Origin of the sequence: uncultured Helicobacter sp. (assembly GCF_947367035.1) — a bacterium.
GTDB lineage: Bacteria > Campylobacterota > Campylobacteria > Campylobacterales > Helicobacteraceae > Helicobacter_D.
This window is the reverse complement of the sequence record NZ_CANBCA010000007.1, coordinates 1-24,221: the sequence shown is the minus strand read 5'-3', so window position 1 is coordinate 24,221 and position 24,221 is coordinate 1. Positions and strand designations below refer to the sequence as shown.

The window sequence follows — 24,221 nt, the reverse complement described above, 5'->3', positions numbered from 1 at the left end:
AAAAAAAGCTTGGGTAAAATGACACTTTAATTTTGATATTTTGGGGAAAGTATGAACCTGATGCAAATGTTTGTCAATGGTGTTATTAAAGGGTTTTGTAGTTTTTTTGTTACATTTGTTTTACTAGTTGCTTATGGAAGTGCCTGTGCGGTCGCAACATTTGTTGAGAATGATTTTGGCACTTCTAGTGCTAAAGCACTCATTTATAATACTGCTTGGTTTGATTTATTGCATTTGCTTTTGGTGTTGAATCTTATTGGTGTATTGCTTTTCTCTCGTGCATTGCAGAGGAAAAAGTATGCTTCTTTTTTATTTCATTTCTCTTTGGTGGTAATTTTTATTGGTGCGGCAATCACGCGTTATTATGGGTTTGAAGGCGTGATGCACATTAGAGAAGGACAAAGAAGCAATGTAATAGAATCGCAAGAAGAATTTATAACGATTTTAGCAAAAATAGACGATAAGATTTATCGTGCTTTTTTTCCAACAACGATTACACCACTGGTGCAAAAGAAATTTAATCAAACTTTGCCATTTCAAGATAGTTATTTGCGTGTAGAATATTTAGATTATATTCCTGCAAAAGATAAAATGGATTCTGATAGGCTAAAAGTAAGAGTGAGTTTGAAAGAGGAGAGCCAAGAAATAGAAATAGTAAAAAATAAGAATAGAGAAAATACAATTCCTTTTTCATTAGGAGGAATAAGGTTTGCATTAGATTGGGGAAGCAGAGTGGTTGCACTACCCTTTTTTGTAGAGTTAAAAGACTTCCAACTTGAACGTTATGCTGGCTCTATGAGTCCTTCTTCTTATGCGTCAGAAGTTGTAGTGATTGATGCTATAAAGAAGATAGAAAAACCTTATAAAATCTTTATGAATAATGTTTTGGATTATGGGGGATTCCGTTTCTTTCAATCTTCTTATGATTTAGATGAGCAAGGAACGATTTTATCGGTTAATCGCGACCCGGGAAAAATTCCAACCTATATCGGCTATACGATGTTGGTTATCGGACTTTTATGGGAATTTTTTGCTAAAAATGGGAGATTTGTGTGTTTAAGCAATTATTTGAAATCTCAAAACTTAGCTATTGTCTTTGCTCTTGGGCTTGGAATGAGTATGAATTTACCACTTTATGCTATGCCTCAAGAAACTCAAAAATCAATAGAAAATACAAACCAACAAAATGTAAAACTTCAGAATACGGAATCTCAAAATCCTCATACACTAGAAGAAATAGAAGCAATGATACCACCCATTACAAATGAGAGTATTTTAGATTTAATTAAAAATTTGCAAGTAAAGAGTGGGACACATTCACAGAAATTTGGACGACTTTTGGTGCAAGATTTTGGTGGGCGTATGAAGCCTGTGGATACTTTGGCAATGGAATATGTGCATAAAATGACAAAGAAAGATGGATTTTTAGGGTTAAATAATATGGAATTATTCTTAGGAATGATGGTATATCCTAATGAATTTAAAAAAGTTAAAATGTTGGCTATTTCTACACCAAAGCTTAAAGAAGTCGTTGGGGTAGGGGAAAATGAGAAATATATTGCTTTTGAAGATTTGTTTGTGGGTAACACTTACAAACTTAGTAATTATTTAGAAGAAGCGAATCGTAAAAAACCCGCTATGCGGGATAAATTTGATAAAGATGTATTGAGTGTAGATGAAAGAGTGAATGTGGCTTATCTGATTTATACCGCACAGGCTTTACGAATTTTGCCAAGTTTTAGTGGAGAAGGAGAAAAGTGGTTTGCTCCAAGTGATGCGATTGCAAGTTTTGATAAAGAAAATGCAAATCAACTGCAAAAACTCTTTGGTGCATATTTTAATAGTTTTCATTATGGATTAGTTGAAAACAAATGGGAAAATGCGGATTTAGCTCTTGAGGCACTAGAGAAGATTCAACAAAAATTTGGTGCGGATTTGATTCCACCACAAATGCAGATTGATTTAGAGATTTTTTTGAATCATTATAATATTTTTGAGAATCTTATGCCGCTTTATTTGATTTTTGGAATCCTATTGTTTGCTGTGGTATTAGTGCAAATTTTTAGGCACAAGGAAGTGAATATTTTAGCAAGCCGTTTGATTTATTGGATAATTTCACTTTTAGTATTGATACACGCTGTTGGGCTTGGTGTGCGTTGGTATGTAGGCGGACACGCGCCTTGGAGTAATGCGTATGAATCAATGATTTATATTGCTTTTGCAGCTGGAATTGCAGGTGTCGTCTTTTTAAAGAGAAGTTACTTAGCACAGAGTATGGCAAGTTTTCTTGCTGGAATTTCACTTTTTGTTGCACACTTGGGATTTATGGACCCTCAAATTGGGAATCTCGTGCCCGTTTTAAAGTCTTATTGGTTAAATATCCACGTTTCTATTATCACTGCAAGCTATGGATTCTTAGGACTTTGCTTTATGCTCGGTGTGCTAACTTTACTGATGTTTATTTTCAGAAGTGAAAAATATCCCGAGCTAGACCGCACGATTTTAACTTTGCATACCATTAATGAAATGGCAATGATTCTAGGACTTGCGATGCTTACGATTGGGAATTTTTTAGGTGGTGTGTGGGCGAATGAATCGTGGGGACGATATTGGGGCTGGGACCCGAAAGAAACTTGGGCTTTAATTTCTATTGTTGTCTATATTATCGTGTTACACGCAAGATTTATTCCAAAGGGCAATAATCCGTATGTGTTTGCTTCACTTAGTGTTGTAGCATTTTATGCTATTTTGATGACTTATTTTGGTGTAAATTTTTATCTTTCTGGCTTGCATTCGTATGCAGCAGGAGACCCATTGCCAATTCCTGTGTTTTTATATTATTTTGTAGGCTTTACAATTCTGTTAATTATCTTAGCTGCGCGTAAAGGAGATTTACCCTCTCCAAAGATTCCATAAATTAAGTTTCAAAGTACTCGCAGGTTGGATATAAATTTGCGTGTGCGAACAACTCTGTGTCGTATGAAAAAAGATTATTAAAATATTTTTAAGTGTTAATTATTTATTTTTTGATATAATCTATACTTATTTTTCTAATTTTAAAGGCAATATTTTATGTCTGTAATCATTGGTATCAAAGCCAAAGAAGTGATTTATGATACACAAAGTGCGGAAGAATTAGGCTTGAGTGGAGAGCCAATTTATTTTGATAATTCTGAAGAATCCCTTGCTATTATGCGTCATACTTGTGCGCATTTGATGGCAGAAGCTATTAAGGCACTCTATCCTGAAGCGCAATTTTTCGTGGGTCCTGTGGTGGAAGAGGGTTTCTATTATGATTTTCGTGTTAATCAAAAAATTAGTGAAGAAGATTTGGGGATTATAGAATCCAAAATGAAAGAAATTGCCAAAAAAGGCGAAAAACTTATAAAATATTCTCTAAAGCGTGAAGAAGCTATTGCAAAATTTCAAAATGATGATTTAAAGCAAGCTGTGATTCGTAAGATTCCATTAGGAGATGGGACTTTAAGTATTTATGCACAGGGAAATTTTGAAGATTTATGCCGTGGTCCGCATTTGCCAACTTTAAAATTACTGAATGCCTTTAAACTTACAAAAATCGCAGGTGCTTATCTAGGTGGAGATGAAAAAGCAGAAATGTTAACAAGGATTTATGGTATTGCCTTTGCTGATAAAGAATCCTTAAACCAGTATTTAAAGCAATTAGAGGAGGCTAAGAAGCGTGACCATAGAAAAGTAGGCATAGAAATGGAGCTTTTTACCTTTGATGAAGAGATTGGAGCGGGACTTCCTATTTGGTTACCTAAAGGTGCAAGACTTAGGAGAAATCTTGAAAATCTCCTAACACAAGCTTTAATTGAGCGGGGATATGAGCCTGTGCGTGGTCCAGAGATTTTAAAAAGTGCGGTGTGGAAAACAAGTGGGCATTACGCAAACTATGGCGAAAATATGTATTTTACTACAATTGATGAAGTGGAATATGGTATTAAACCTATGAATTGTGTAGGGCATATCAAAGTTTATCAAAGTGCATTGCGTAGCTATCGTGAGTTACCTTTAAGATTCTATGAATATGGTGTAGTGCATCGTCACGAAAAAAGCGGTGTCTTGCACGGATTATTGCGTGTGCGTGAATTTACGCAAGATGATGCGCATATCTTTTGCCGTCCAAATCAGATTGCAAGTGAGGTAGAAAATATCATTGATTTCACACAAAAAATTATGAATGCTTTTGGATTTAGTTATGAAATGGAAATCTCTACAAAGCCAGAAAAATCTATTGGAAGTGATGAGATTTGGGAGCAAGCAACCGAAGCATTAAAGGGAGCATTGAATCGTTGTAGAATCTCTTATAAGATTGATGAAGGTGGTGGGGCATTTTATGGTCCTAAGATTGATATTAAAATCACTGATGCGATTGGTCGTAAATGGCAATGTGGCACGGTGCAAATTGATATGAATTTACCTGAACGCTTCAATTTAACTTATACAGATGAAAACAACACTGCGCAGCAACCTGTAATGATTCACCGAGCAATTTTAGGAAGTTTTGAGCGATTTGTTGCGATTTTAACAGAGCATTTTGGTGGAGAATTTCCATTTTTTGTTGCACCAACACAAGTGATTATTATTCCAATCAATGAAGCACAAAATATTTATGCCAAAGAACTGCGCAATACACTTCTTAAGTTTGGCATTTATACAGAAATTGAAAATAAAAATGAGACACTTAATCGGAGGATTCGCAATGCAGAAAAGCAAAGAGTGCCAATTATTGCAATCTTGGGTGCTAAAGAAATGGAAGAAAGAATGGTAGCGATTCGTAATCGTCGCACTAAAGAGCAATTTAACATGAGATTTGATGATTTTATTCAATTTAATAAGGAGAAAATGCGTGAGGTTAGCTTTTGAGTAAGAATGATGATATAGTCCTCAATGAGGAGATAGATTTTCCACAGATTCGTTGTGTAGGAGATGAGGGTGAGCAGTATGGGTTGATTAGCTCTGAAGAGGCTTTAAAAATTGCTGAAAGTAAAGGTTTGGATTTGGTGTTAATTGCACCTGATGCAAAGCCACCTGTATGCAAAATAATGGATTATGGAAAATTCCGTTACCAACAAGAAAAAAAACAAAAAGAAGCCAAGAAAAAACAAAAACAAATTGAGATTAAAGAAATAAAGCTTTCTGTAAAAATTGCAAGTAATGATATAAATTATAAGGTCAAACACGCAAAAGAATTTTTAGAAGAAAATAAACACGTGCGATTTCGTGTGTTTTTGCGTGGGCGTGAAGTCAGTGAGCCACAAGCTGGTTTTGAAGTATTAAACAAGGTGGCTTTAATGCTTGAAGAGGTTGCAAATATTGACCGAGATTATAAAGTGGAAGGACGTTATGTGAATATGCTAGTGACGCCTAAAAAATAGTTTATCTTATGAAAGGAGAAAAGTAATGCCAAAGATGAAAACAAATCGTGGTGCGGCTAAGAGATTCAAACTCAAGAAGAATCTTATTAAACGTGGCTCCGCTTTTAAAAGTCATATTTTGACAAAAAAGCGTCCAAAAAAAATCGCAAATTTAAATGCACCAAAATATGTTCATAATGCCAATATTGAGCAAGTCAAAAAAATGCTTTGTATGGCATAAGTAAAAGAAGTTTCATACATTTTAGTATGTCATTCCCCAATTTTTTGGGCAAGTTTGGTAGAAATACCACACCACAATATGGTAAAGGATTAAAATGGCAAGAGTTAAAACAGGAGTAGTGCGCAGACGACGTCACAAAAAGGTCTTAAAATTAGCACGTGGATTTTATAGCGCAAGACATAAGCATTTTAGAAAGGCTAAAGAGCAATTAGAACGTAGCTTATGTTACGCATTCCGTGATAGAAAACAAAAGAAAAGAGACTTTAGAAAGCTTTGGATTGTGAGAATTAATGCGGCTTGTAGGATTAACGCAATCAGCTATTCAAGATTTATGTTTGGACTTAAAAAAGCAGGAATTGCACTAGATAGAAAAATCCTAGCAGATATTGCAATGAATGAACCAACAGCATTTGCGAAAATCGTTGAAAGCGCTAAAAAGGCATTATAGGGCTTTAATTAGGATTTCTTAATTGAAATCCTAATTGAATTTTTTGAAATTGATAATTGAAAGATAGAATATTAATTTTAGAGGATTTTTGATGTTAAAGAGATGGGCTTTTGTCTTTGCAGTTTGGGTGGGCATAGAAGTAAGTGCTGAAATGTTAATTAAGCAAGATTTGAGTGTAAGTGTAGAGGTAGAAGCTACCAAGTATGTAAGTCTTGTAAATATTAAAGAGAATGAGTCTTTAAGGAAACTCAAAATTTTAAGTTTAGAGGATAAAAACACCATTATTAAAACTTATAATCGTATAAATGAGTTTTTGGGTAGAGAGAGTATTTGCAAAGGCGGGAGCTTTAATATTGAGCCAATTTATGAATATAAAAATGGTAAGAAAGTTCAAAATGGATTTGAAAGCCATTATAGTTTGAGTTGCGAATTTGGTGAAATGCAGAAAGAAGATTATAATAAAATCATTCAAAAAATTGAAAGTGAAGTGAGAAAGAATCCCTATTTATTATTTGCACTTCCAAGCATTGATAAGGTAGTAGATGAAAAATCGTTGCTAGAAATAGAGGAGCAATTAAATGTCAAAATGCTACAACTTGCTTTGCAGAAAGCGAAAGACTATTCTAATCTTTCTAGACAGAAGTGTAGTATCAAAGAAATTAATTTAAATGCAGTGCAAGAGAGAGTAACACCAACTTTAATGAAATCTGCTTTAAATATGACAGCAAAAGATGAAGCAAGGACAATGGAAAGCGTAAGCCTACCTACTGCAAAAAATACACAAAAAACAACAAGAGGCAATGTTATCTTTAGCTGTCGTTAAAGGCTTGTTTGCTCCACACTTTGAAATTTAAGGGATTCTATAAACTTTTGATATTTCTCACCGCTTCTAGCGAATCTTTGACGATATTATTTGTGTATTGTTGTAGTAATTCTAAACTTGCATAGCCACTTAACACACCTATACTTTTTATCTTTGCATTGTTTGCTGCTTGAATATCTAAAGGTGTGTCCCCAATCATATAAATGTTGTGTTTAGAAATATTAGCTGGCATAGATTTTAGAGCTAATAAAATGGGTTCAGCATTTGGTTTGGCTTCTTTGACATCTTCTCTGCCTACAACACAGGTAAAATAATCCAATATTTTGAGATATTCTAAGATAATTTTAGAAAACTTTCCTGTTTTAGTGGTTACTACGCCTAAGTGCGCAAACTGATAGGCTTCTATAATTGCTTTTTGTGCATTTTCTAGCAAATGAGTTTTAGCATTACAGATTTTCCCATAATGCTCTCTATAAACTGCGATAAATTCTGGAATCTTAGAGGATTCTACTTGAAAAGCACTAAACATATCTTCAAGTGTATGTCCAATTTGTGAGCTGATTTTTTCATAGCTTGGGGTAGGATAATGAAAAGTTTCACAAGCTTTGCAAATTCCTTCATAGACTGCTTGTGTAGAATCAATTAATGTACCATCTAAATCAAAGAGGATAATTTTATTTTTCATTTTATTTAACCTTGTATATAGTGAAGTTAAAAGTGTAACTCATTTTAGTTTAAAGATTTAAGGCATTTTTGATTATAATTACAGATTTAACTTTAAAAAAGATAAAAGAGCAAAAAGATGAAAAATACACATTCCCTTAATACTCCTAAATTGAGTGGAAATTTTGATAAAACTTTGTTGCAAAGGGTTGCAAGGGAATTCGGCACACCTTTATATGTCTATGATTTTGATAGAATCCAAGAGAAATATGAGCAGCTAAAAGTAGCCTTTGGTGGAAGAAAAACAATGATTTGTTATGCGTTAAAAGCAAATTCCAATTTAAGTGTAATTAAAAAATTAGCAAGTTTGGAGAGTGGGGCAGATTGTGTGTCTTTGGGTGAAATTAAACGCGCTATTTTGGCTGGGATTCCAAAATACAAAATGATTTATAGTGGTGTGGGTAAGCAAGAATTTGAGATTAAAGAAGCTTTAAAAATCGGAATCTTGTTTATTAATGTAGAGAGTAAGGAAGAAATGTTGCTTGTGGAATCTTGTGCGAAAAAATTGGGAATTCCTGCTAGAATTTCTGTGCGCGTGAATCCGGATATTGACCCGCAAACGCACCCCTATATTTCCACAGGATTAAAAGAAAATAAATTTGGTGTAAGTATTGAGGAAGCCAAAGGTATGTATTTATTGGCACATCAATCTAAGTATTTAGAACCGATTGGGATTCATTTTCATATTGGTAGTCAATTAACAAAGCTAAAGCCTATCGCAGAATCTGCACAGAAAATTGCACAATTAACCCATAGCTTACTTGCCCTTAAGATTGACATTAAGTTTTTTGATATTGGAGGTGGAATTGGAATTACTTATAGTGATGAGGCTACGATTAATCCTTATGATTATGCACAAGCAGTTTTAGGGGAATTGCACGGATTAGATTTGACGATTATTTGTGAGCCAGGTAGGTTTATTGTAGGAAATAGTGGAATATTTTTAACCAAAGTGCTTTATCAAAAGGAACACCAAAGCAAGAGATTTGTTATTGTAGATGGTGCAATGAATGATTTAATTCGTCCAAGCCTTTATAATGCTTATCATCAAATAATATCCTTAGTAGAATCGCAAAGTGTAAGCCCAGCAGATGTTGTAGGTCCAATTTGCGAGAGTGGAGATTATTTGGGTAAAAATGTTTCTTTGCCACCTTTGCAAAATGGAGATTTGTTGGCTATTCTTAGTGCCGGAGCGTATGGGTTTAGTATGGCAAGTAACTATAATACGCGTCCGCGTTGCGCAGAGGTCGCAATAGAAAATGGGCAAATACGTTTGATTCGTAAAAGGGAGAGTATAGAGGATTTGGTTGCATTGGAAAAAGATTATCTATAAAGGAATCTTAAATGAATTTACAAAAATTTAGAGCAGAAATTGATAGCATTGATGATGAGATTTTGGCATTATTAGAAAGGCGTATGGAAATTGTTAAACGCATTGGTAAAACAAAATTGCAAAATAATGCGCCAATTTATCGTCCAGAACGTGAAAAAGAGATTATTGATAGATTGAGTTCTAAAGGCTCTTTACTACTTAATAAATCGGCGATTGAAGCAATTTATTTGGAAATTTTTGCAGTCAGTCGGAATTTAGAATTACCAGAACGTGTTGCTTATCTTGGTCCGCTTGGAAGTTATACACACCAGGCAGCTGAGAGTAGATTTGGAGCGATGTGTGAGTATTTTTCTCATAATACGATTACACAGGCGGTTCAAAGTGTGGAAAATGGACGTGCAAGTTATGCAGTGATTCCGATTGAAAATAGTCAAAACGGAGTAGTTGGTGAGACTTTAGATTTGTTGCGAAACACAAATTTAAAAATCGTTGCTGAAATTTATATGCCGATTCATCATTGTTTTGCAAGTTGGACGCGAAAGATTCAAGAAATTGAAATTATTTATTCTAAGGATATTGCCTTTGGGCAATGTTCTAATTTTTTAAGTGAGCATTCTTTAGACCATATTCAAAGAATCGCAGTAGATTCTACAGCACGTGCAGTGCAACTTGCAGGAGAAAATCCAAAATGTGCAGCGATTTGCTCACCTATTGCAGCAAAACTCTACAATACACCTATTTTGTTTGAAAACATTGAGAATAATTCAGATAACAAAACGCGTTTTATTGTGGTAAGCAATTTCAAAAATCAATCTTGTGGTAAGGATAAAACTTCATTGTTTGCAATTTTGGCAAATGATGATAAACCCGGTGCTATTTATCGTTTGCTTTATGATGTTAAAGAGTTAAACATCAATATGACTTTTTTTCAATCTCGTCCAAAACTTACAGGAAGCGATTTTGACTATTGTTTTTTCATTGATATTGATGGACATATTGATGATGCAAATGTGAGCGAATTGTTTGAACGTTATCCTAATGAATTAAAATGGCTTGGAAGTTATTTAAAAATATAAAACTTGAAAATTTAAAAAAAGATTTTATATAATAAAGTTTTTATTAAGGAGAAAATATGGCAGAGGAAGAAACCAAAAAAGAATCCAAGCTTGAAGGCTTGAAACAGAATAAAATGCTATTATTCATTATTATTGGCGTCGTAGCATTATTATTGATTATTCTAATTATTGTTGCGATTTTGATTTTTAGCGGAGGGGACGAACCAGAGGAGCAAAATACTGCGGCACCACAGCAACAAAGTGCAGCAAATAAGGGGAGTGCAGCAAACCCTAATAGCAATCTTTTAAGCGTTGGACCTATGTATCCTTTAGACCAGTTTATTGTCAATCTTATGACTTCAGGTGGAGGGAAACGTTACCTTAAAACTTCTATTGCATTAGAACTTAGTATCGCCGAAATGCAAAAAGAATTGGATACAAAAAGGGATATTTTACGTGATGTGATTATCTCAATCCTTAGTTCAAAAACTTTTGAAGAAGTTCAAACAGCTAAAGGCAAACAAAAGCTCAAAGAAGAAATTATGGAACGTTTGAATGAGTTTTTAGTAGATGGTAGAGTTGCAAATATGTTTTTTACTGAATTTGTTGTGCAATAAATGTGCCTATGTTTGAAGTGGGAGTTGATATTGTCAAAATTGAACGTATAGAATCTTTGTTGGCAAAATTTGGCAACAAAGGAATCGCAAGATTTTTGAATGATTCTGAAATAAAAATTGCTAAGGATATTCAAAGTCTTGCAGGATTTTGGGCGGCAAAGGAAGCTTGTTCTAAAGCTCTTAAGTGTGGAATTGGTAAGGAATTAGGATTCCACGATATGTGGATTTCTAAAGACAAAAGAGGTGCACCAATCTTGCATTTGAATGCTAAGAAATTGGCGTATTTTAAGATTCATTCTTTAAGTCTTTCTATCTCGCATGATGGTGGATTTGCTGTTGCGGTTGTGGCAGTGAGTCTTAAAAGCTAAAAGTCTTATTAAAATATAATCTTAATAAAACTATAATTATAAGTTTATTTCAAGATTTAAGGAATTTTATGTTGCGTTTATGTTCTACTTCTATAGTGCGTAAGCAAATTTTAAAAGCTCATAAAATCCCTTTTATTCAATGTGATAATGGGTTTGATGAGGAACAGCTCCCGTTAGATAAACCTAAAAATTTCGTTTATCAAGCAGCACTTGGTAAACATAAAAGTGCATTAATGTTGTATGGGTTGGAATCACCTCTTTTAATTGTAGATAGCGTGATTGATTGTGGAGGAATCTTGCAACGCAAGGCAAAAAATGAAGCAGAGGCACGTGAGTTTTTGGAAGCGCAAAATGGTAAAACATTCAAGATTCTGACTTGTGCGATTCTGCATTGTTCGAAGTTTTTTTATGTGGATTTGAGTCAAACTTGTTTTGAGCTTTTTCCCTTTGTTCCACAAGATTTAGAATCTTATTTGAAAAGTGGTGCGTGGAAAAATAAAGCAGGTGCAGTGATGGTGGAAGGTTTCCATCAAAATTATATTAAATGTCAAATAGGGACAACTTCTAATGCAATGGGATTAAACATAGAATCCCTTTTACCCTTTTTAAGGAATGTAATATGAATGCAACAATGGTTGCTGTAATGCTTGCGACTTCTATTGTGATTGGATTGATTGGTCTGATTGCATTTTTGTGGGGGTTGAAAAGTGGGCAGTTTGATGATGAAAAAAAAATGATGCAAGGCGTGTTGTTTGATAGTGAAGAGGATTTGCGTCACGCAGCAAACGATAAATCAAAAAATAATTTAAAGGATAACCAATGAAAGAAATTTATGATATTGCAATTGTTGGGGGCGGTCCTGGTGGAATCGCGTCAGCAGTAGAATCAATGGTTTTAGGCATTAAAGATGTGATTTTGTTTGAAAAAGGTGAAGGACATTCTACAACGATTCGCAAGTTTTATAAAGACAAAAAACGTGTGGATAAGGATTATAAAGGTCAAAAGATTGAGTTAAATGGAAATATTTATTTTTGTGATGGGACAAAAGAAAGCACTTTAGATTTGTTTGATAAAATTATTCAAGAAAATGGGTTTGAAGCACAATTTCAAACTGAAGTAGAATCCATTGAAAAACAAGAAAAATTTTTCATCATTCATACTGCAAAAAATACAAAATTTAAAGCGAAGTTCGTTGTAATCTCTATTGGCAAAATGGGGCAACCTAATAAGCCTAACTATGCGATTCCAAATAGTATAAAGGATTTTGTAAATTTTAATGCAAATAGTTGTGTAGATGGCGAAGCTATTTTAGTGGTGGGAGGCGGAAATTCTGCGGTAGAATATGCGTGTGTGCTTAGTGAAACGAATCCTGTAACATTAAATTATCGCAGAAAAGAATTTTCAAGAATCAATGAAATGAATCAAGAAAATTTAGATTGGTGTTTTAAGAATGGAAAAATTCAGCCTAAACTTGGAATTGATATTCAGAGTTTAGAAGACAAGGAGGGTAAAGTGCAGGTCAATTTTACAGACAAGACAAGTGCAGTGTATGACCGCGTAATTTATGCCATTGGTGGAATCGCACCTGTTGATTTTCTGCGCAAATGCGGTGTAGAATTAGATGCCGATGGTGTTCCACTAACAGATGATAAACATCAAAGTTCTGTTCAAGGTGTTTATATTGCTGGAGATATTTTATACAAAAATGGTGGTTCTATTGCAGCTGCATTAAATCACGGGTTTGACATCGTGCAAGAAATTAAAAAGCAGCTTCATTAAGTGGTTTAAACTTTCTATTATAATGTTTGAGATAGAATCCCAAGTTTATTTTATTAGCACTATTTTAAGGATTAAAAAATGGCAAGAAAATGTTTTTTTACGGGTAAGGGTCCAATGGTTGGAAATAATGTAAGTCACGCAAACAATAAAACGAGAAAACGTTCTTTGCCTAATCTAAGAATGGTTAGAATTAAATTAGAAGATGGCAGGACGATGAAAGTTAGAATCGCAGCTTCTACTTTGCGCACGATGAAGAAACGCTCTTAGTCCTTGCTTAGGTTGGGCTGTGGCTTTTGATAAGCTCAAAAAATTTCTCCATTGGGAAGGTGCGCAGAAGCCAGACATTGATATGTCCGGCTTACTTTATGAGCAATTAAAACCTTTCCGCGCGTCTTTTTTATTAATTTTTGCAGGTTTAATACTTAGCACGCTTGGTTATTTAGTCGTTACAGATTATAGCTTAATTGATGCATTTTTTCAGGCTTCTTATACTTTTACCACAACAGGTTTTGGCGCATTAAAAGAAGATGAGTTTGATGGCTTAAGTATATTTTATACCGCATTTGTTATGTTGGCAGGTTCATTGGTTCTAAGCTTTTGTGTTGTTAGTGTGATTGATATACTTAGTCGGGGGAAACTTATTCCAATTATTAAGGAACGTAATATGATTTACAAAATTGCGCGTTTAAAAAATCATTTTATTATTTGTTATCATAATGAATATGCAATACAGCTTTCTCAACAATTTCGTGAGGCTCATATTCCTTTTGTTGTAGTAGATCGTAACGATTCTTTAGAGGATATTGCGCAAAAGTATCATTATCCATTTTTTATTAATGAAGATCCTCATACGGAAATTGCAATGTTAAAATGTCATTTATCTAGTGCGCGTGGTGTAATTACATTGTCTAATAATATTGCAGATAATATTGCACAAATTGCTTCTGTTAGGCTTTATGAAAGAGAATTAGGGCGAAAGCCTTATTTCGTAATAGGAAATGCGAATAATAATGAAGATGAAGAAAAATTAAAAAAGCTTGGAGCAGATTCTGCCGTCTCACCTTCAAAATTATTTGCTCAAAGAGTGAATGCAATGGCAACGCGTCCAGATATGGAAAACTTGTTAGAACGTTTTGCATATCAAAAGGATACTCCATTAGATTTAGAGGAAATTATTGTTCCACGTTATTCTTGGCTTGTGTTAAAAAAACTTAAAGAAGCACACGTTCGTGAGATTACTCAAACTTCTATTGTAGGAATTACGCAAAAAGATGGCAAATTTATTTCTATGCCTAATGGGGATACTTTAGTAACAAGTGAGTGTAAGTTACTTGTAATTGGCACTTCACACGGTGTGCGTTTAACAAAGCAACTGATATCCAAAAAGGATAAACCAGAGGAGTTGAAATATGTTTAGTTTCTTTCCGATTCAAGGTGGAGTTATAGCAGCAGAGGGTTTCTATTGTGATGGCGTTTGTGCGGGATTAAAGAATCAAGGGGCATTAGATGTTGCTTTCATCTATGCAGATTCTTTGTGTGAAGTAGAAGCAATTTTTACACAAAACAGGTTTTGTGCTGCACCGATTTTGCATTATAAAAAATATGATAAGAACTTCAAAACGAATTTTGTTTTAATTAATTCTAAGAATGCGAATGCGCTGACAGGTGATGAGGGTGTAGCAAATGTAGAAGAAGTATTAGAAAATCTCCAAAACAGATTTCCCACTATTCAAAATCCAATTATGAGTTCTACTGGAGTGATAGGTGTGCAGTTGCCCAAAGCAAGGATTATAGAATCGTTTGCAAGATTTGATTTGAACCAAAGGGAGGATTTGTGCGCTGCAGAAGCAATTATGACAACAGATAGATTTAGTAAAAGCATTGCGTTTGAAGTTGTATTAGAAGATAAAACGAGTTTTAGAATTGGTGCGATGTGCAAAGGTGCAGGAATGATTAATCCCTCATTAGCAACAATGTTATGTTTCATTACAACCGATGCACAGATTCCAAAATCTGATATGCAAGAGCTTTTGCAGCAAGCAGTGAAAACAACTTTCAATGCCATTAGTGTTGATGGTGATACTTCCACTAATGATACGATTTTGCTTTTAAGCAATGGTAAAAGTGGGGCATATAGCAAAGAAGCCTTTGGTTTTGTGCTAGAAAAATTAATGCACAAGTTAGCAACAGATATTGTGCGTGATGGTGAAGGCTCAACTAAACTTGTTGCTTTTGAGATTAAAGGAGCCAAAACAATCCAGGAGGCACAAAAGGCAGCTAAGGCTTTAAGTCAATCTTTGCTTGTAAAAACTGCCTTATTTGGTTGCGACCCTAATTGGGGAAGAATCGCATCAACGATTGGAGCAAGTGGGATTGAATGCGACCCTAAGACATTGGAGATTTATTTTGATACAGTGTGTGTCTATAAACAAGGAGTGATTTATTTTGATGATGAAAATGAAAAAAAAGCCGCAGAAGTCTTAAAGAAAGATTCTTTTAGAATTGTTTGTGAAATTGGTAAAGGTGTGGAATCTTTTGTGGCTTATGGTTGTGATTTAGGCTATGAGTATGTTAGAATTAATGCGGATTATCGCTCTTAAAAAGGTTAAAATATTTATTAAATTTTATAAAATGGTAAGTATTAAGGCAATTTTGTCTATAATTAACCTTTAGTTTAACTTTAAGGAGAGTCAATGTTACACGAATATCGTGATGAAATCAGTGTATTAAAGCAAGAAAATGCGCATTTTGCAAAAATCTTTGATGAACATAATGAATTAGACCAAAGAATTCAAGATATTGCAGAGGGTAGAGAACACGCTTCAGATATGGAATTAGCCGAACTAAAACGTAAAAAACTAGATTTAAAAGATGAAGCATACGCTATGGTTATGGAATATATAAAAGAAAATAAAAAATAATATAAAGCCTTTTTTTGAGGGCTTTATCAATCTCAAGCTATTTTTCACAAGTTATTTTTCTTAAAACTTTAAAGTTTATCTCTAGTTTTACTTTTCAACAATAATTTCTTCTAGTGTTACGATTATGCAAAATGGGTTATTTTTACACATTATTTAGTTTTTTACGATGTTGTAGCATATAAAAGCCATTTGTTTAAGCGCGGTTTTTTTATAATTAAAGTTGTAAATTAAAATTTAGGAGGCATTATGCTTGAAATCAGATGGCATAGCCGTGCAGGACAAGGCGCAGTTACCGGAGCAAAAGGTTTGGCAGATGTGATTGCAGGAACAGGTAAGGAAGTGCAAGCTTTTGCATTTTATGGTTCAGCAAAAAGAGGCGCGGCAATGACGGCATATAACAGAATTGACGATACCCCGATTCTTAATCACGAAAAATTTATGAATCCAGATTATATTTTAGTCATTGACCCTGGTTTAGTGTATATCACAGATATTTGTGCGAATGAAAAAGATTCTACAAAATACATTATCACGACACATTTGAGTAAAGAAGAATTCTTAGAATCCAAGCCAGAACTTAAGGGTAAGGAAGTTTATATTTTAGATTGTATTGGATTATCTTTAGAAGCTTTTGGTAAATCGATCCCTAATGCACCAATGCTTGGAGCATTTTTGAAAATTTCAGGCACACTAGAATTAGATTTTTTCTTAGAATCCTTTAAAAAAGTATTGGGTAAAAAACTTCCACAAAAAATCATTGATGCAAATATGGAAGTAATTAAAAAAGCATATAATGAAGTGAGATAGGAGTAAAGATGGATTACAAAGGTTGGAATGAATTTGAAGCAGGTTCAGTGTTATTCCCTTTTGATAAAAGCGGAAATGAAATGGTAGAAAAACATGCAGATTCTAGAAAGTATCGTCCAGATAGTTCTTATGTCGCAAGTGTGGCACATTGGCGTGTAGAAAAGCCAGTATATAATGTAGAGCATTGCATTAATTGTTATTTTTGTTGGATTTATTGTCCAGATTCTTCAATTTTAGTGAGAGATGAAAAGATGAGTGGCGTGGATTATGTGCATTGTAAAGGTTGTGGTGTATGTGTAGATGTATGTCCAACTAATCCAAAATCACTTTTAATGTTTAGTGATTATGAAAGTAATGAAAATGCTCTTAGTAAGTGGCCTCTTAAAGAAGAAAAGAAAAAGGATTGATAATGGCAGAAGTTTATGAATTACAAGATGTAGAAGTTTGGGACGGAAATATGGCGGCAAGCCACGCAATGCGACAAGCACAAATTGATGTCGTATCTGCTTATCCTATTACTCCTTCTACACCCATTGTGCAAAATTATGCAACTTTTTTATCTAATGGTTATATTGATGGTGAGTTTGTTATGGTGGAATCTGAACACGCTGCAATGAGTGGTTGTGTAGGTGCAGCAGCGGCAGGTGGGCGTGTAGCAACTGCGACTAGTTCGCAAGGGTTTGCTTTAATGGTGGAAGTGCTTTATCAAGCTTCAGGTATGCGTTTGCCTATTGTGTTAAATGTCGTGAATCGCGCCCTTGCAAGTCCATTAAATGTAAATGGAGACCATTCAGATATGTATTTGGGACGTGATGCGGGGTGGATAAATCTATGCACTTATAATCCACAAGAAGCTTATGATTTCAATCTTATGGCTTTTAAAATTGCAGAGGATTATGATGTGAGATTGCCTGTGATGGTGCATCAAGACGGATTTATTTGTTCTCATACTGCACAAAGTGTGCGCCCACTTAAAGATGCAGAGGCTTATAAGTTTATCGGCGACTATAAGCCAAAAAATGCAATGTTAGACTTTGACCGTCCAGCGACTTATGGAGCGCAGACAGAGGAAGATTGGCATTTTGAACATAAGGCACAATTACATAATGCAATTATGAATTCTTTAAAAGTGATTGAAAAGACTTTTGAAGAATTTGCAAAATTGACAGGACGCAAATATAATATTGTAGAAAAGTATAATATGGAAGATGCAGAAGTCGCGATTGTTGCACTTGGCACAACTGTGGAATCCGCAAGAATTGCCGCTAAAGAGTCAAGAAAAAATGGTATTAAAGCAGGAGTTGTTAGTATTCGTTCTCTTAGACCATTTCCTTATTCAGCATTTTGTGAAAGTTTAAATCAAGTTAAAGCGGTGGCATTTTTAGATAGGAGTTTGCCAGCAGGCGCAATGGGAATGCTTTACAATGAGGGTGTAGCTTCACTTTATCAAAGCTCGAATAAACCCGTTGTGAGCAATTATATCTATGGGTTAGGGGGAAGAGACTTGACACAGATTCATTTGCAAGAGATTTTCAAAGAATTACAAGTTGATGCAAAAGCAGGTAAGCTAACACACCCAACGCAACAATTTATTGGACTTAGAGGTCCAAAACTCGGATTTAATTAAGGAGCGTAAGATGAGTGAAATCAAAAATTTAAAACAATATTCAAAAGCAAGTGAGAGATTTGAGGGTGCGCATCTTTTATGTCCGGGTTGTGCGCACGGAATGATTGTGCGCGAAGTATTAAACGCTACCAATCACCCTTTGCTTATAGCGACTTCCACAGGTTGTTTAGAAGTAAGCACTGCGGTTTATCCTTACACTTCTTGGGATACACCTTGGATTCATATTGGATTTGAAAATAGTTCCACTGCGATTGCTGGCGCAGAGGCAATGTATAAGGCATTGAAACGCAAAAATAAGCTTTATAGCGAAAAAGAACCAAAATTTGTAGCTTTTGGTGGTGATGGCTCTACCTATGATATTGGGTTCCAATTCATTAGTGGCTGTTTTGAGCGAGGACATAATTTTACTTATGTTTGTTTAGATAATGAAGTGTATGCAAACACAGGAGGGCAAAGGAGTGGTTCTACTCCACTTGGAGCTTCTACAACTACTACTCCAGCAGGACGTGTAAGTTATGGTAAAAAGGATAAAAAGAAAGATTTGCTTTTCATTATGGCAGCGCACGGCGCACCTTATGTTGCGCAAGTTGCTCCCAATAAATGGAAAGATATGAGTAAAAAAATCAAAACTGCGATTGAGATAGAGGGTCCTACTTTTATTAATGCAATGAGTGCTTGCACCACAGAGTGGAGATTCCCTGCAAATCAAACCATTGAAATGAGTGATTTAGCAGTAGATTCACTCGTCTTTCCACTTTTTGAAATCATCAATGGACGTGAGCTGAAAATCACTTATCGTCCTAAAAATATCGTGCCTGTTCGTGATTATCTAGGCGCACAAGCAAGATTTAAACATTTGTTTAAACCGGAGAATGAATATTTAATCACAGAATGGCAAAAAAGAGTTGATGAATATTGGGAATATTTACAAAGACGCGAAGAAGCAAAAGTATAGGGCAGTTTTTAAGGTAAGGTTACTGAGAATAAAAGCAACTTTGCCTTTGGAATCGCAGTATGTTTATGTGCTTGTGATTCTGCCTTTTATTTTAGTTCTTACTTCCTCCTTAATTAATATATAAGTTCTAATCTTATAAATTTTGATTGTAGTCGTTACGCTTATGCCTACAATGCAAGACTTTTTTATTAAATGGGTTTATTGTAGATATTATAGAGGTTCTCTACCATCATTTCTTGTTTTCCTTACGATTTCTAGCAAACTAACTATTATTCTACGAAGTCAATATGAATATTGCCCTTGTTTGTCTAAATCCTGAAGATTGTGTTTTGCGCAGTCTGTATTACTTCTCTTTTTTTGGATTCCATAGTTTTCTTAAATATCTCTAAAATACACTGCGCAAAGCTTGGTGTTGCGTTCAAACATTTTGCCACACGATAATCTTTGATTCTGATATTTTGTGCAAGTGTGCGATATTGTATGCTTAGCTCAAAATCTGTTTCAGAATTATCTATTGTAAAGGCGATAGGGTAAATGAGCAGTTTTTTATTCTTGTATTTTGGTAATATATCTTGCAAGTTTGGCTCCAGCCACTTTATAGGTCCAATTTTGGATTGGTAAGCAACTTTTATGCTTGCAAACTCTATGCCTTGTGCCTTTAGCATAGATTTTAGAATCTCAACATTTTCTAGGATTTCTTTTTGATAAGGGTCACCCCTTTCTATATTTTTCTGTGGCAAGGAGTGTGCAGAAAAAATGAGATGAAATTCCTTAGAATCCTCGCCATTTAAGGCTTCTAGGATTCTATTTAGAATCACAAGATTATAGGATTCCTCCTTATAATAACGTTCTACAATTTGAACTTTTGGAGAAAAATTCTGTGTTTTTAGAGCGGACAAAAAATCTTGCACAGAGGACGTTGTGGTGGTGTAGCTAAAATGCGGATACATACTAAAAAGCACAATTTCTTGAATGCCCTTTTGCTTCAAATCTTGCACGACTGTAGTTGCAAAAGGTGGGGTATAGCGCATAGCATAAGTGAAGTAGTATTGGTTATCAAGTTGTTTTAATATTTCACAAAGTGCAAAGGTATGGGAAACAAGAGGAGATTTTCCACCAATTTTTTGATAGTTATTTTGGGATTCTTCTAATCGTTGATTTACAATAAAACTTCCAATGATTTTACGCAAAAAATCACTTTTAATCGGCAGAATATAAGGGTCGGCAAACATATTTTGTAAAAACATTTTTACTTCAAAAAGGGAATTTGGTCCCCCCATATTTAATAGCACAATGGCAGTTTTTTGAGGGAGAATTTTTATGTTATTTAAAATATTTTCATGTTTTAAATCACTCATACTTTATTCTTTAGCGCGTAAATTAATCATACCACAGAAATTTTTACCTTGGTAGATTTCTACGCGAAATAAACTTTTTGCGCGGTCTAAAGAATATCTTTTGTCAATCTCTATCTGATTAATTAAAAGATTGTGTTCGCTTATTACTCCTTTTTTGGCATAACCGATGACATTTACGCGCGCACCTTCTTTTTTGCGCACTAAGAAATTTTGCTGAAAGTCTAAAGTCTCGCCGAAATTAGCCTTTGTTGTTTTGCCATCTAGCTCTATTTCTATCTCTTTTAAATTGCATTGCATAGGAAAAGTATCTGGTTTTAAAAGGCTAATTTTTTTGTGTCCAATATAAATTTCATATCCTTGTTTTGTTTTTTTAGCGCGTCCTAATGGGTGTGTGAAATCAAAAACATTATTCTTTACCAAAAGGGGTGTAAAGTTTATCGCGCTACGGACATCACTCAAATCAAGATGAATATTATTATTAATTTTTACACTACCAAAGTCATTAATTTTTTGTGCAACATTTTCTAGATTTAATTCAAATTTGCGTTCAAATTCAATACCTAAAATTTCCATTAACGCCTCAATGGAACTTAGTTGATAGAGAGTTTTGAGTGGCAGTTCCGTGATATTTTTGCTTGTTTCAATTGCTATTGCAGGTTTTAGATGGGTAATTGCAAAGAATGTGAGAGAATTTTGTTGCTCTTCATCTTTGATTCTTGTCTCTGTATTACGCACACCAAAAGTATGGAAGTCATAATGCAAACGTTGGTTGAGTTTAGATTCTATTTGTTTGGCAATAGAATCTAAATCCCCAAAAGGCACATCGTCTAAAGTCTTTTGGTCAATTACATAAGTTTGTCCCCAAGCTTTGGGGTTGAAAATAGAGTTTTCCCACTTTTCTCTATAAAATCCGTGTCCATCGTGTAGATTAATGATGAAATCCACTTCTTCATTTGTAATAAGTTTTTTGATAGATTGGACATTATCAAAGTCTGGATCATCGTGTTTAACCTCTGCAAATTTACGATTCATATCTTTATAGATTCCACGTCTAAAGGCTAAGATACTATCTGGATTCAAATTTGGAACAACAAGAACTTTGCCTTTTTTGATTTCATAAAAATCTATCAACAAAGCAGGAGAAAAAAATCCTCCTGGTTCATCTCCGTGGATTCCACCAATAACCAATAAGGTTGCGCCCTCTTGTTTGCCTTTTAACTCATAAATATCAAAAGGAGTATTTTTTTTCTGCATTTCTTTTACATTCGCTTTTTGTGCAATCGCAATTTCACATAATAGGCATATACCAAGCAAAATACGAATGAAAATTTTTATATTTTTCAAATTTTATCCTTTAAAATATAGCAAGCCATTTCCAAGATTCTGTGAGAATAGCCCCATTCATTATCATACCAAGTCATAATTTTTGCCATATTTCCGCCAATTACAAAGGTCAAATCTAATGCCACTACACCACTCAAAGGACAATTAACAAAATCTTGCGAAACACCAAAATTCGTATCTATTCCTAAAATCCCACGAAGATCACCCTTTGCGGCTTCCTTAAATATCGCATTAATTTCCTCCGCATCAGTTTTCTTTAGTAGATTAATGTTTAAATCTACCATAGAAACATTTGGCACAGGCACACGCACACTATGTCCGTGCAATTTGTTTCTCATTTGCGGTAAGACTAAATGCAATGCCTTTGCTGCACCTGTTGTGGTTGGGATAATATTGATTGCAGCTGCACGAGAGCGGCGTAAATCTTTCTTATGATACGCTGCATCAATGAGATTTTGGTCATTTGTATAGCTGTGAATGGTTGTTAAGATTCCCTTTTCTACCCCAAAAGAATCATCAAGTAACTTCACAACAGGTGCAAGTGCATTGGTAGTGCAACTAGCATTAGAGATAATTTGCTCTCCTTTATAATCTGTGTGATTGACACCTAATACAAAAGTTTTTGTATCATCTTTTGCGGGAGCAGAAAAAATCACGCGTTTAGCTCCTTTTTTCAAATGCGATTCTACTTCCTTTTGAGTTAAAAATAATCCGCTAGCCTCTATGATAACATCAGCATTTAAAATATCAATTTCTTCTGGTGTTTTGCATTGAGAAAAAGGAATCTTGACTCCATTAAAAATAAAATCACCCTCGTGCGTAATTTGTGTATTTTGATGCACAGAATCGTGTGTTAAAAGATAGCTTAGCATTTCAAAATTTGCAAGGTCATTGATGCCAATAATTTCAATTTTATCTTGCATTTCACAGAGTGCGACTCGTGCGATACAGCGTCCAATCCTGCCAAATCCATTAATAAAGACTTTAATTTTTTTCATTAGATTTCCACTAAGATTTAAATAAATTCAAAATTGTAGCATATTTAATGCAATTCTTAATTAATTAAGATATAATTGCAGACTTAAAAAATAAAAAGGATTTAAAATGTCGTTATATGATAGAAAAACCTTAAAAAATTATGATGGTTATCCAGCGGATACAAGTAGCGAAAGTTTTGCACAAAGTGATGTTGCGCTAATCAATTTTGTTAAGCAAACTTATCAACTTTTTGCGGGTTCTTTACTTGCGGCAAGTGTTGGTGCATATATTGGAATTTCTGCATTTGGAGATTTAGTTTCACAATATTATATTGGTTTTGTGATTTTAGAATTTGCTTTATTGTTTGGTTTAATGTTTGCCAAATCTAAACCGGGCATTAATTTGCTTTTACTTTTTGCTTTTACTTTTACAACAGGTTTAACTCTTACTCCGATTCTTAGCAGGATTCTAGGCTTACCAGGTGGAGCGGCGATTGTTGCACAGGCATTTTTGCTAACAACAGCGATTTTTGGAGTGATGAGTATTTTTGCATTACGCACAACAAAAGATTTAGCAAGTATGGGCAAAATGCTTTTTATTGCACTCATTGTTGTAGTGGTTGGTTCTTTGATTAATTTATTTTTGGGAAGTCCAATTCTGCAAGTTGCTTTAGCTGGAGTGGGCGCAATTTTGTTTAGTATTTTTATTGCTTATGATACGCAAAATATCGTGCGTGGTTTATATGATAGTCCTGTGATGGCGGCAGTTAGTTTGTATTTAGACTTTTTAAATTTATTTATTTCTTTACTTCAAATTCTTGGAATCTTTAACTCAAGAGAATAATTTAAGCTATGATTCGCACACTTTGCGAATCATAGACGCAAATCTTAATCGTTTGCGTGAGGGAATCCGCGTGATTGAGGATATTTTGCGTTATGGGTTTAATCATCAGAGTTTTTCTCTAAAACTCAAAAAAGTTCGTCATCAATGTCGTTTAGAGCTTTATTTTAATTTGTTAGAAACACGTGATACTAGCAATGATGTTTTGAAAAATTCTATTCAAGAAGAACAAAATCGCACAAACTTTCAAAGTATTTTTATTGCAAACTTTAAACGGGCGCAAGAATCAGCTCGTGTGCTAGAAGAAGTTTTAAAGCTAAATTCTATTCAAGAGAGCGAAAAGTTTAAAGAGATTCGTTACACGCTTTATCATTTAGAAAAGCAAGTGCTTTTGGATATTTAAAGTAATTTTTACCTTTTGTTTTACTTACTCTTGTAAGAACAAAAATTAAATTTAAGCTAATGCAAAGTTATAGATTGCCACGAATTGATAAATCAATTCTCGCAATCACGCAATGGCAGAGTAGTTAGTCTTCTGTCACTGCAAAAAATAAAATAAAACAGAGGACAATTCACTCCAAATACTCTCCAATCTCTTTTTTAGAAGTTTTCCATTCCCCAAT

Annotated in this window: 27 protein-coding genes; 23 read left to right on the top strand and 4 right to left on the bottom strand. The window is 34.4% G+C overall.

The window, feature by feature from the left end:
* The first annotated feature begins 51 nt into the window (after positions 1-51).
* The 6 genes from ccsA (at position 52) to Q0Y61_RS03545 (ending at position 6,893) form a co-directional block, all read left to right on the top strand.
* On the top strand, positions 52-2,916 hold the full coding sequence (gene ccsA, locus Q0Y61_RS03570; protein ID WP_297811476.1) for a cytochrome c biogenesis protein CcsA: 2,865 nt from the start codon (positions 52-54) through the stop codon (positions 2,914-2,916).
* 156 nt (positions 2,917-3,072) lie between these two features.
* Positions 3,073-4,890 carry a threonine--tRNA ligase gene (gene thrS / locus Q0Y61_RS03565; protein WP_297811474.1) on the top strand — a complete coding sequence of 606 codons (1,818 nt, stop codon included), beginning with the start codon at positions 3,073-3,075 and terminating at the stop codon, positions 4,888-4,890.
* Complete coding sequence (gene infC / locus Q0Y61_RS03560) at positions 4,887-5,402, top strand: translation initiation factor IF-3 (protein ID WP_297811471.1); 516 nt, start codon at positions 4,887-4,889, stop codon at positions 5,400-5,402. The genes thrS and infC overlap by 4 nt, the downstream gene beginning before the upstream one ends.
* Positions 5,403-5,427: 25 nt before the next feature.
* Positions 5,428-5,622, top strand: coding sequence for a 50S ribosomal protein L35 (gene rpmI / locus Q0Y61_RS03555; RefSeq protein ID WP_297811468.1), 195 nt, complete (start codon positions 5,428-5,430; stop codon positions 5,620-5,622).
* 94 nt (positions 5,623-5,716) lie between these two features.
* Positions 5,717-6,070 carry a 50S ribosomal protein L20 gene (rplT, locus tag Q0Y61_RS03550; RefSeq protein WP_138121801.1) on the top strand — a complete coding sequence of 118 codons (354 nt, stop codon included), beginning with the start codon at positions 5,717-5,719 and terminating at the stop codon, positions 6,068-6,070.
* A gap of 91 nt (positions 6,071-6,161) precedes the next feature.
* Positions 6,162-6,893, top strand: a complete 732-nt coding sequence (locus Q0Y61_RS03545; protein WP_297811461.1) for a hypothetical protein — start codon at positions 6,162-6,164, stop codon at positions 6,891-6,893.
* A 37-nt stretch (positions 6,894-6,930) separates the two neighbouring features.
* On the opposite strand, the gene Q0Y61_RS03540 is transcribed toward Q0Y61_RS03545, so the two are convergent.
* A complete protein-coding gene (locus tag Q0Y61_RS03540; protein WP_297811457.1) occupies positions 6,931-7,578 on the bottom strand; it encodes an HAD family hydrolase in 648 nt (215 codons plus the stop codon).
* A 117-nt stretch (positions 7,579-7,695) separates the two neighbouring features.
* Between Q0Y61_RS03540 and lysA the strand changes: the two genes are divergently transcribed.
* From lysA to Q0Y61_RS03465, 15 genes are all read left to right on the top strand, one after another.
* Positions 7,696-8,949: a diaminopimelate decarboxylase gene (lysA, locus tag Q0Y61_RS03535; protein WP_297811454.1), complete on the top strand. Its 1,254-nt coding sequence runs from the start codon at positions 7,696-7,698 to the stop codon at positions 8,947-8,949.
* 11 nt (positions 8,950-8,960) lie between these two features.
* Positions 8,961-10,025: a chorismate mutase gene (pheA, locus tag Q0Y61_RS03530; RefSeq protein WP_297811451.1), complete on the top strand. Its 1,065-nt coding sequence runs from the start codon at positions 8,961-8,963 to the stop codon at positions 10,023-10,025.
* A 56-nt stretch (positions 10,026-10,081) separates the two neighbouring features.
* Positions 10,082-10,621 (top strand): flagellar basal body-associated protein FliL, encoded by a 540-nt coding sequence (fliL, locus tag Q0Y61_RS03525; RefSeq protein ID WP_297811448.1) that lies wholly within the window; start codon positions 10,082-10,084, stop codon positions 10,619-10,621.
* A gap of 8 nt (positions 10,622-10,629) precedes the next feature.
* Entirely contained in the window at positions 10,630-10,989 is a 360-nt protein-coding gene (acpS, locus tag Q0Y61_RS03520; RefSeq protein WP_297811444.1) for a holo-ACP synthase, read from the top strand.
* Positions 10,990-11,057: 68 nt separating this feature from the next.
* Positions 11,058-11,612 (top strand): septum formation inhibitor Maf, encoded by a 555-nt coding sequence (gene maf, locus Q0Y61_RS03515; RefSeq protein WP_297811438.1) that lies wholly within the window; start codon positions 11,058-11,060, stop codon positions 11,610-11,612.
* Positions 11,609-11,812, top strand: a complete 204-nt coding sequence (gene ccoS / locus Q0Y61_RS03510; protein ID WP_297811436.1) for a cbb3-type cytochrome oxidase assembly protein CcoS — start codon at positions 11,609-11,611, stop codon at positions 11,810-11,812. Before maf ends, ccoS begins: the two co-directional genes overlap by 4 nt.
* Positions 11,809-12,768 carry an NAD(P)-binding domain-containing protein gene (locus Q0Y61_RS03505; protein ID WP_297811431.1) on the top strand — a complete coding sequence of 320 codons (960 nt, stop codon included), beginning with the start codon at positions 11,809-11,811 and terminating at the stop codon, positions 12,766-12,768. Before ccoS ends, Q0Y61_RS03505 begins: the two co-directional genes overlap by 4 nt.
* 78 nt (positions 12,769-12,846) lie before the next feature.
* Positions 12,847-13,035 carry a 50S ribosomal protein L28 gene (gene rpmB / locus Q0Y61_RS03500; protein ID WP_297811427.1) on the top strand — a complete coding sequence of 63 codons (189 nt, stop codon included), beginning with the start codon at positions 12,847-12,849 and terminating at the stop codon, positions 13,033-13,035.
* A gap of 19 nt (positions 13,036-13,054) precedes the next feature.
* Positions 13,055-14,185 (top strand): potassium channel protein, encoded by a 1,131-nt coding sequence (locus Q0Y61_RS03495; protein WP_297811424.1) that lies wholly within the window; start codon positions 13,055-13,057, stop codon positions 14,183-14,185.
* Entirely contained in the window at positions 14,178-15,368 is a 1,191-nt protein-coding gene (argJ, locus tag Q0Y61_RS03490) for a bifunctional glutamate N-acetyltransferase/amino-acid acetyltransferase ArgJ (RefSeq protein ID WP_297811421.1), read from the top strand. Before Q0Y61_RS03495 ends, argJ begins: the two co-directional genes overlap by 8 nt.
* A gap of 93 nt (positions 15,369-15,461) precedes the next feature.
* Positions 15,462-15,689, top strand: a complete 228-nt coding sequence (locus Q0Y61_RS03485) for a YdcH family protein (protein WP_297811419.1) — start codon at positions 15,462-15,464, stop codon at positions 15,687-15,689.
* A 246-nt stretch (positions 15,690-15,935) separates the two neighbouring features.
* The gene (locus Q0Y61_RS03480) at positions 15,936-16,496 is read left to right on the top strand and encodes a pyruvate flavodoxin oxidoreductase subunit gamma (protein WP_297811416.1); all 561 of its coding nucleotides are present in this window, start codon (positions 15,936-15,938) and stop codon (positions 16,494-16,496) included.
* A gap of 8 nt (positions 16,497-16,504) precedes the next feature.
* Positions 16,505-16,903, top strand: a complete 399-nt coding sequence (locus tag Q0Y61_RS03475; protein ID WP_297811413.1) for a 4Fe-4S dicluster-binding protein — start codon at positions 16,505-16,507, stop codon at positions 16,901-16,903.
* Positions 16,904-16,905: 2 nt separating this feature from the next.
* Positions 16,906-18,123 carry a 2-oxoacid:ferredoxin oxidoreductase subunit alpha gene (locus tag Q0Y61_RS03470; protein WP_297811410.1) on the top strand — a complete coding sequence of 406 codons (1,218 nt, stop codon included), beginning with the start codon at positions 16,906-16,908 and terminating at the stop codon, positions 18,121-18,123.
* Between the two features lie 10 nt (positions 18,124-18,133).
* On the top strand, positions 18,134-19,078 hold the full coding sequence (locus tag Q0Y61_RS03465) for a thiamine pyrophosphate-dependent enzyme (RefSeq protein WP_297811407.1): 945 nt from the start codon (positions 18,134-18,136) through the stop codon (positions 19,076-19,078).
* Between the two features lie 308 nt (positions 19,079-19,386).
* Here the strand turns inward: Q0Y61_RS03465 and hemH are convergent, their stop codons facing one another.
* Genes hemH through gap form a run of 3 tightly spaced genes read right to left on the bottom strand, consistent with a single transcriptional unit; the run spans position 19,387 to position 22,778 of the window.
* Positions 19,387-20,436: a ferrochelatase gene (gene hemH / locus Q0Y61_RS03460; RefSeq protein ID WP_297811404.1), complete on the bottom strand. Its 1,050-nt coding sequence runs from the start codon at positions 20,434-20,436 to the stop codon at positions 19,387-19,389.
* 3 nt (positions 20,437-20,439) lie between these two features.
* Entirely contained in the window at positions 20,440-21,780 is a 1,341-nt protein-coding gene (locus tag Q0Y61_RS03455) for a M99 family carboxypeptidase catalytic domain-containing protein (protein ID WP_297811400.1), read from the bottom strand.
* Positions 21,777-22,778, bottom strand: coding sequence for a type I glyceraldehyde-3-phosphate dehydrogenase (gene gap, locus Q0Y61_RS03450; protein ID WP_297811395.1), 1,002 nt, complete (start codon positions 22,776-22,778; stop codon positions 21,777-21,779). The genes Q0Y61_RS03455 and gap overlap by 4 nt, the downstream gene beginning before the upstream one ends.
* Before the next feature lie 106 nt (positions 22,779-22,884).
* On the opposite strand from gap, the gene Q0Y61_RS03445 reads away from it, so the two are divergent.
* Complete coding sequence (locus tag Q0Y61_RS03445) at positions 22,885-23,601, top strand: Bax inhibitor-1/YccA family protein (protein ID WP_297811392.1); 717 nt, start codon at positions 22,885-22,887, stop codon at positions 23,599-23,601.
* A 22-nt stretch (positions 23,602-23,623) separates the two neighbouring features.
* Positions 23,624-24,001 (top strand): thiamine-phosphate pyrophosphorylase, encoded by a 378-nt coding sequence (locus Q0Y61_RS03440; protein WP_297811389.1) that lies wholly within the window; start codon positions 23,624-23,626, stop codon positions 23,999-24,001.
* Positions 24,002-24,221 lie beyond the last annotated feature (220 nt).

What these genes read in the sequence shown, in the direction of transcription:
- ccsA (WP_297811476.1), top strand. Translation starts at nt 52, where the DNA reads ATGAACCTGATGCAAATGTTTGTCAATGGTGTTATTAAAGGGTTTTGT.
- thrS (WP_297811474.1), top strand. Translation starts at nt 3,073, where the DNA reads ATGTCTGTAATCATTGGTATCAAAGCCAAAGAAGTGATTTATGATACA.
- rpmI (WP_297811468.1), top strand. Translation starts at nt 5,428, where the DNA reads ATGCCAAAGATGAAAACAAATCGTGGTGCGGCTAAGAGATTCAAACTC.
- rplT (WP_138121801.1), top strand. Translation starts at nt 5,717, where the DNA reads ATGGCAAGAGTTAAAACAGGAGTAGTGCGCAGACGACGTCACAAAAAG.
- Q0Y61_RS03545 (WP_297811461.1), top strand. Translation starts at nt 6,162, where the DNA reads ATGTTAAAGAGATGGGCTTTTGTCTTTGCAGTTTGGGTGGGCATAGAA.
- Q0Y61_RS03540 (WP_297811457.1), bottom strand. Translation starts at nt 7,578, where the DNA reads ATGAAAAATAAAATTATCCTCTTTGATTTAGATGGTACATTAATTGAT.
- lysA (WP_297811454.1), top strand. Translation starts at nt 7,696, where the DNA reads ATGAAAAATACACATTCCCTTAATACTCCTAAATTGAGTGGAAATTTT.
- pheA (WP_297811451.1), top strand. Translation starts at nt 8,961, where the DNA reads ATGAATTTACAAAAATTTAGAGCAGAAATTGATAGCATTGATGATGAG.
- fliL (WP_297811448.1), top strand. Translation starts at nt 10,082, where the DNA reads ATGGCAGAGGAAGAAACCAAAAAAGAATCCAAGCTTGAAGGCTTGAAA.
- acpS (WP_297811444.1), top strand. Translation starts at nt 10,630, where the DNA reads ATGTTTGAAGTGGGAGTTGATATTGTCAAAATTGAACGTATAGAATCT.
- maf (WP_297811438.1), top strand. Translation starts at nt 11,058, where the DNA reads ATGTTGCGTTTATGTTCTACTTCTATAGTGCGTAAGCAAATTTTAAAA.
- ccoS (WP_297811436.1), top strand. Translation starts at nt 11,609, where the DNA reads ATGAATGCAACAATGGTTGCTGTAATGCTTGCGACTTCTATTGTGATT.
- Q0Y61_RS03505 (WP_297811431.1), top strand. Translation starts at nt 11,809, where the DNA reads ATGAAAGAAATTTATGATATTGCAATTGTTGGGGGCGGTCCTGGTGGA.
- rpmB (WP_297811427.1), top strand. Translation starts at nt 12,847, where the DNA reads ATGGCAAGAAAATGTTTTTTTACGGGTAAGGGTCCAATGGTTGGAAAT.
- argJ (WP_297811421.1), top strand. Translation starts at nt 14,178, where the DNA reads ATGTTTAGTTTCTTTCCGATTCAAGGTGGAGTTATAGCAGCAGAGGGT.
- Q0Y61_RS03485 (WP_297811419.1), top strand. Translation starts at nt 15,462, where the DNA reads ATGTTACACGAATATCGTGATGAAATCAGTGTATTAAAGCAAGAAAAT.
- Q0Y61_RS03480 (WP_297811416.1), top strand. Translation starts at nt 15,936, where the DNA reads ATGCTTGAAATCAGATGGCATAGCCGTGCAGGACAAGGCGCAGTTACC.
- Q0Y61_RS03475 (WP_297811413.1), top strand. Translation starts at nt 16,505, where the DNA reads ATGGATTACAAAGGTTGGAATGAATTTGAAGCAGGTTCAGTGTTATTC.
- Q0Y61_RS03470 (WP_297811410.1), top strand. Translation starts at nt 16,906, where the DNA reads ATGGCAGAAGTTTATGAATTACAAGATGTAGAAGTTTGGGACGGAAAT.
- Q0Y61_RS03465 (WP_297811407.1), top strand. Translation starts at nt 18,134, where the DNA reads ATGAGTGAAATCAAAAATTTAAAACAATATTCAAAAGCAAGTGAGAGA.
- hemH (WP_297811404.1), bottom strand. Translation starts at nt 20,436, where the DNA reads ATGAGTGATTTAAAACATGAAAATATTTTAAATAACATAAAAATTCTC.
- gap (WP_297811395.1), bottom strand. Translation starts at nt 22,778, where the DNA reads ATGAAAAAAATTAAAGTCTTTATTAATGGATTTGGCAGGATTGGACGC.
- Q0Y61_RS03445 (WP_297811392.1), top strand. Translation starts at nt 22,885, where the DNA reads ATGTCGTTATATGATAGAAAAACCTTAAAAAATTATGATGGTTATCCA.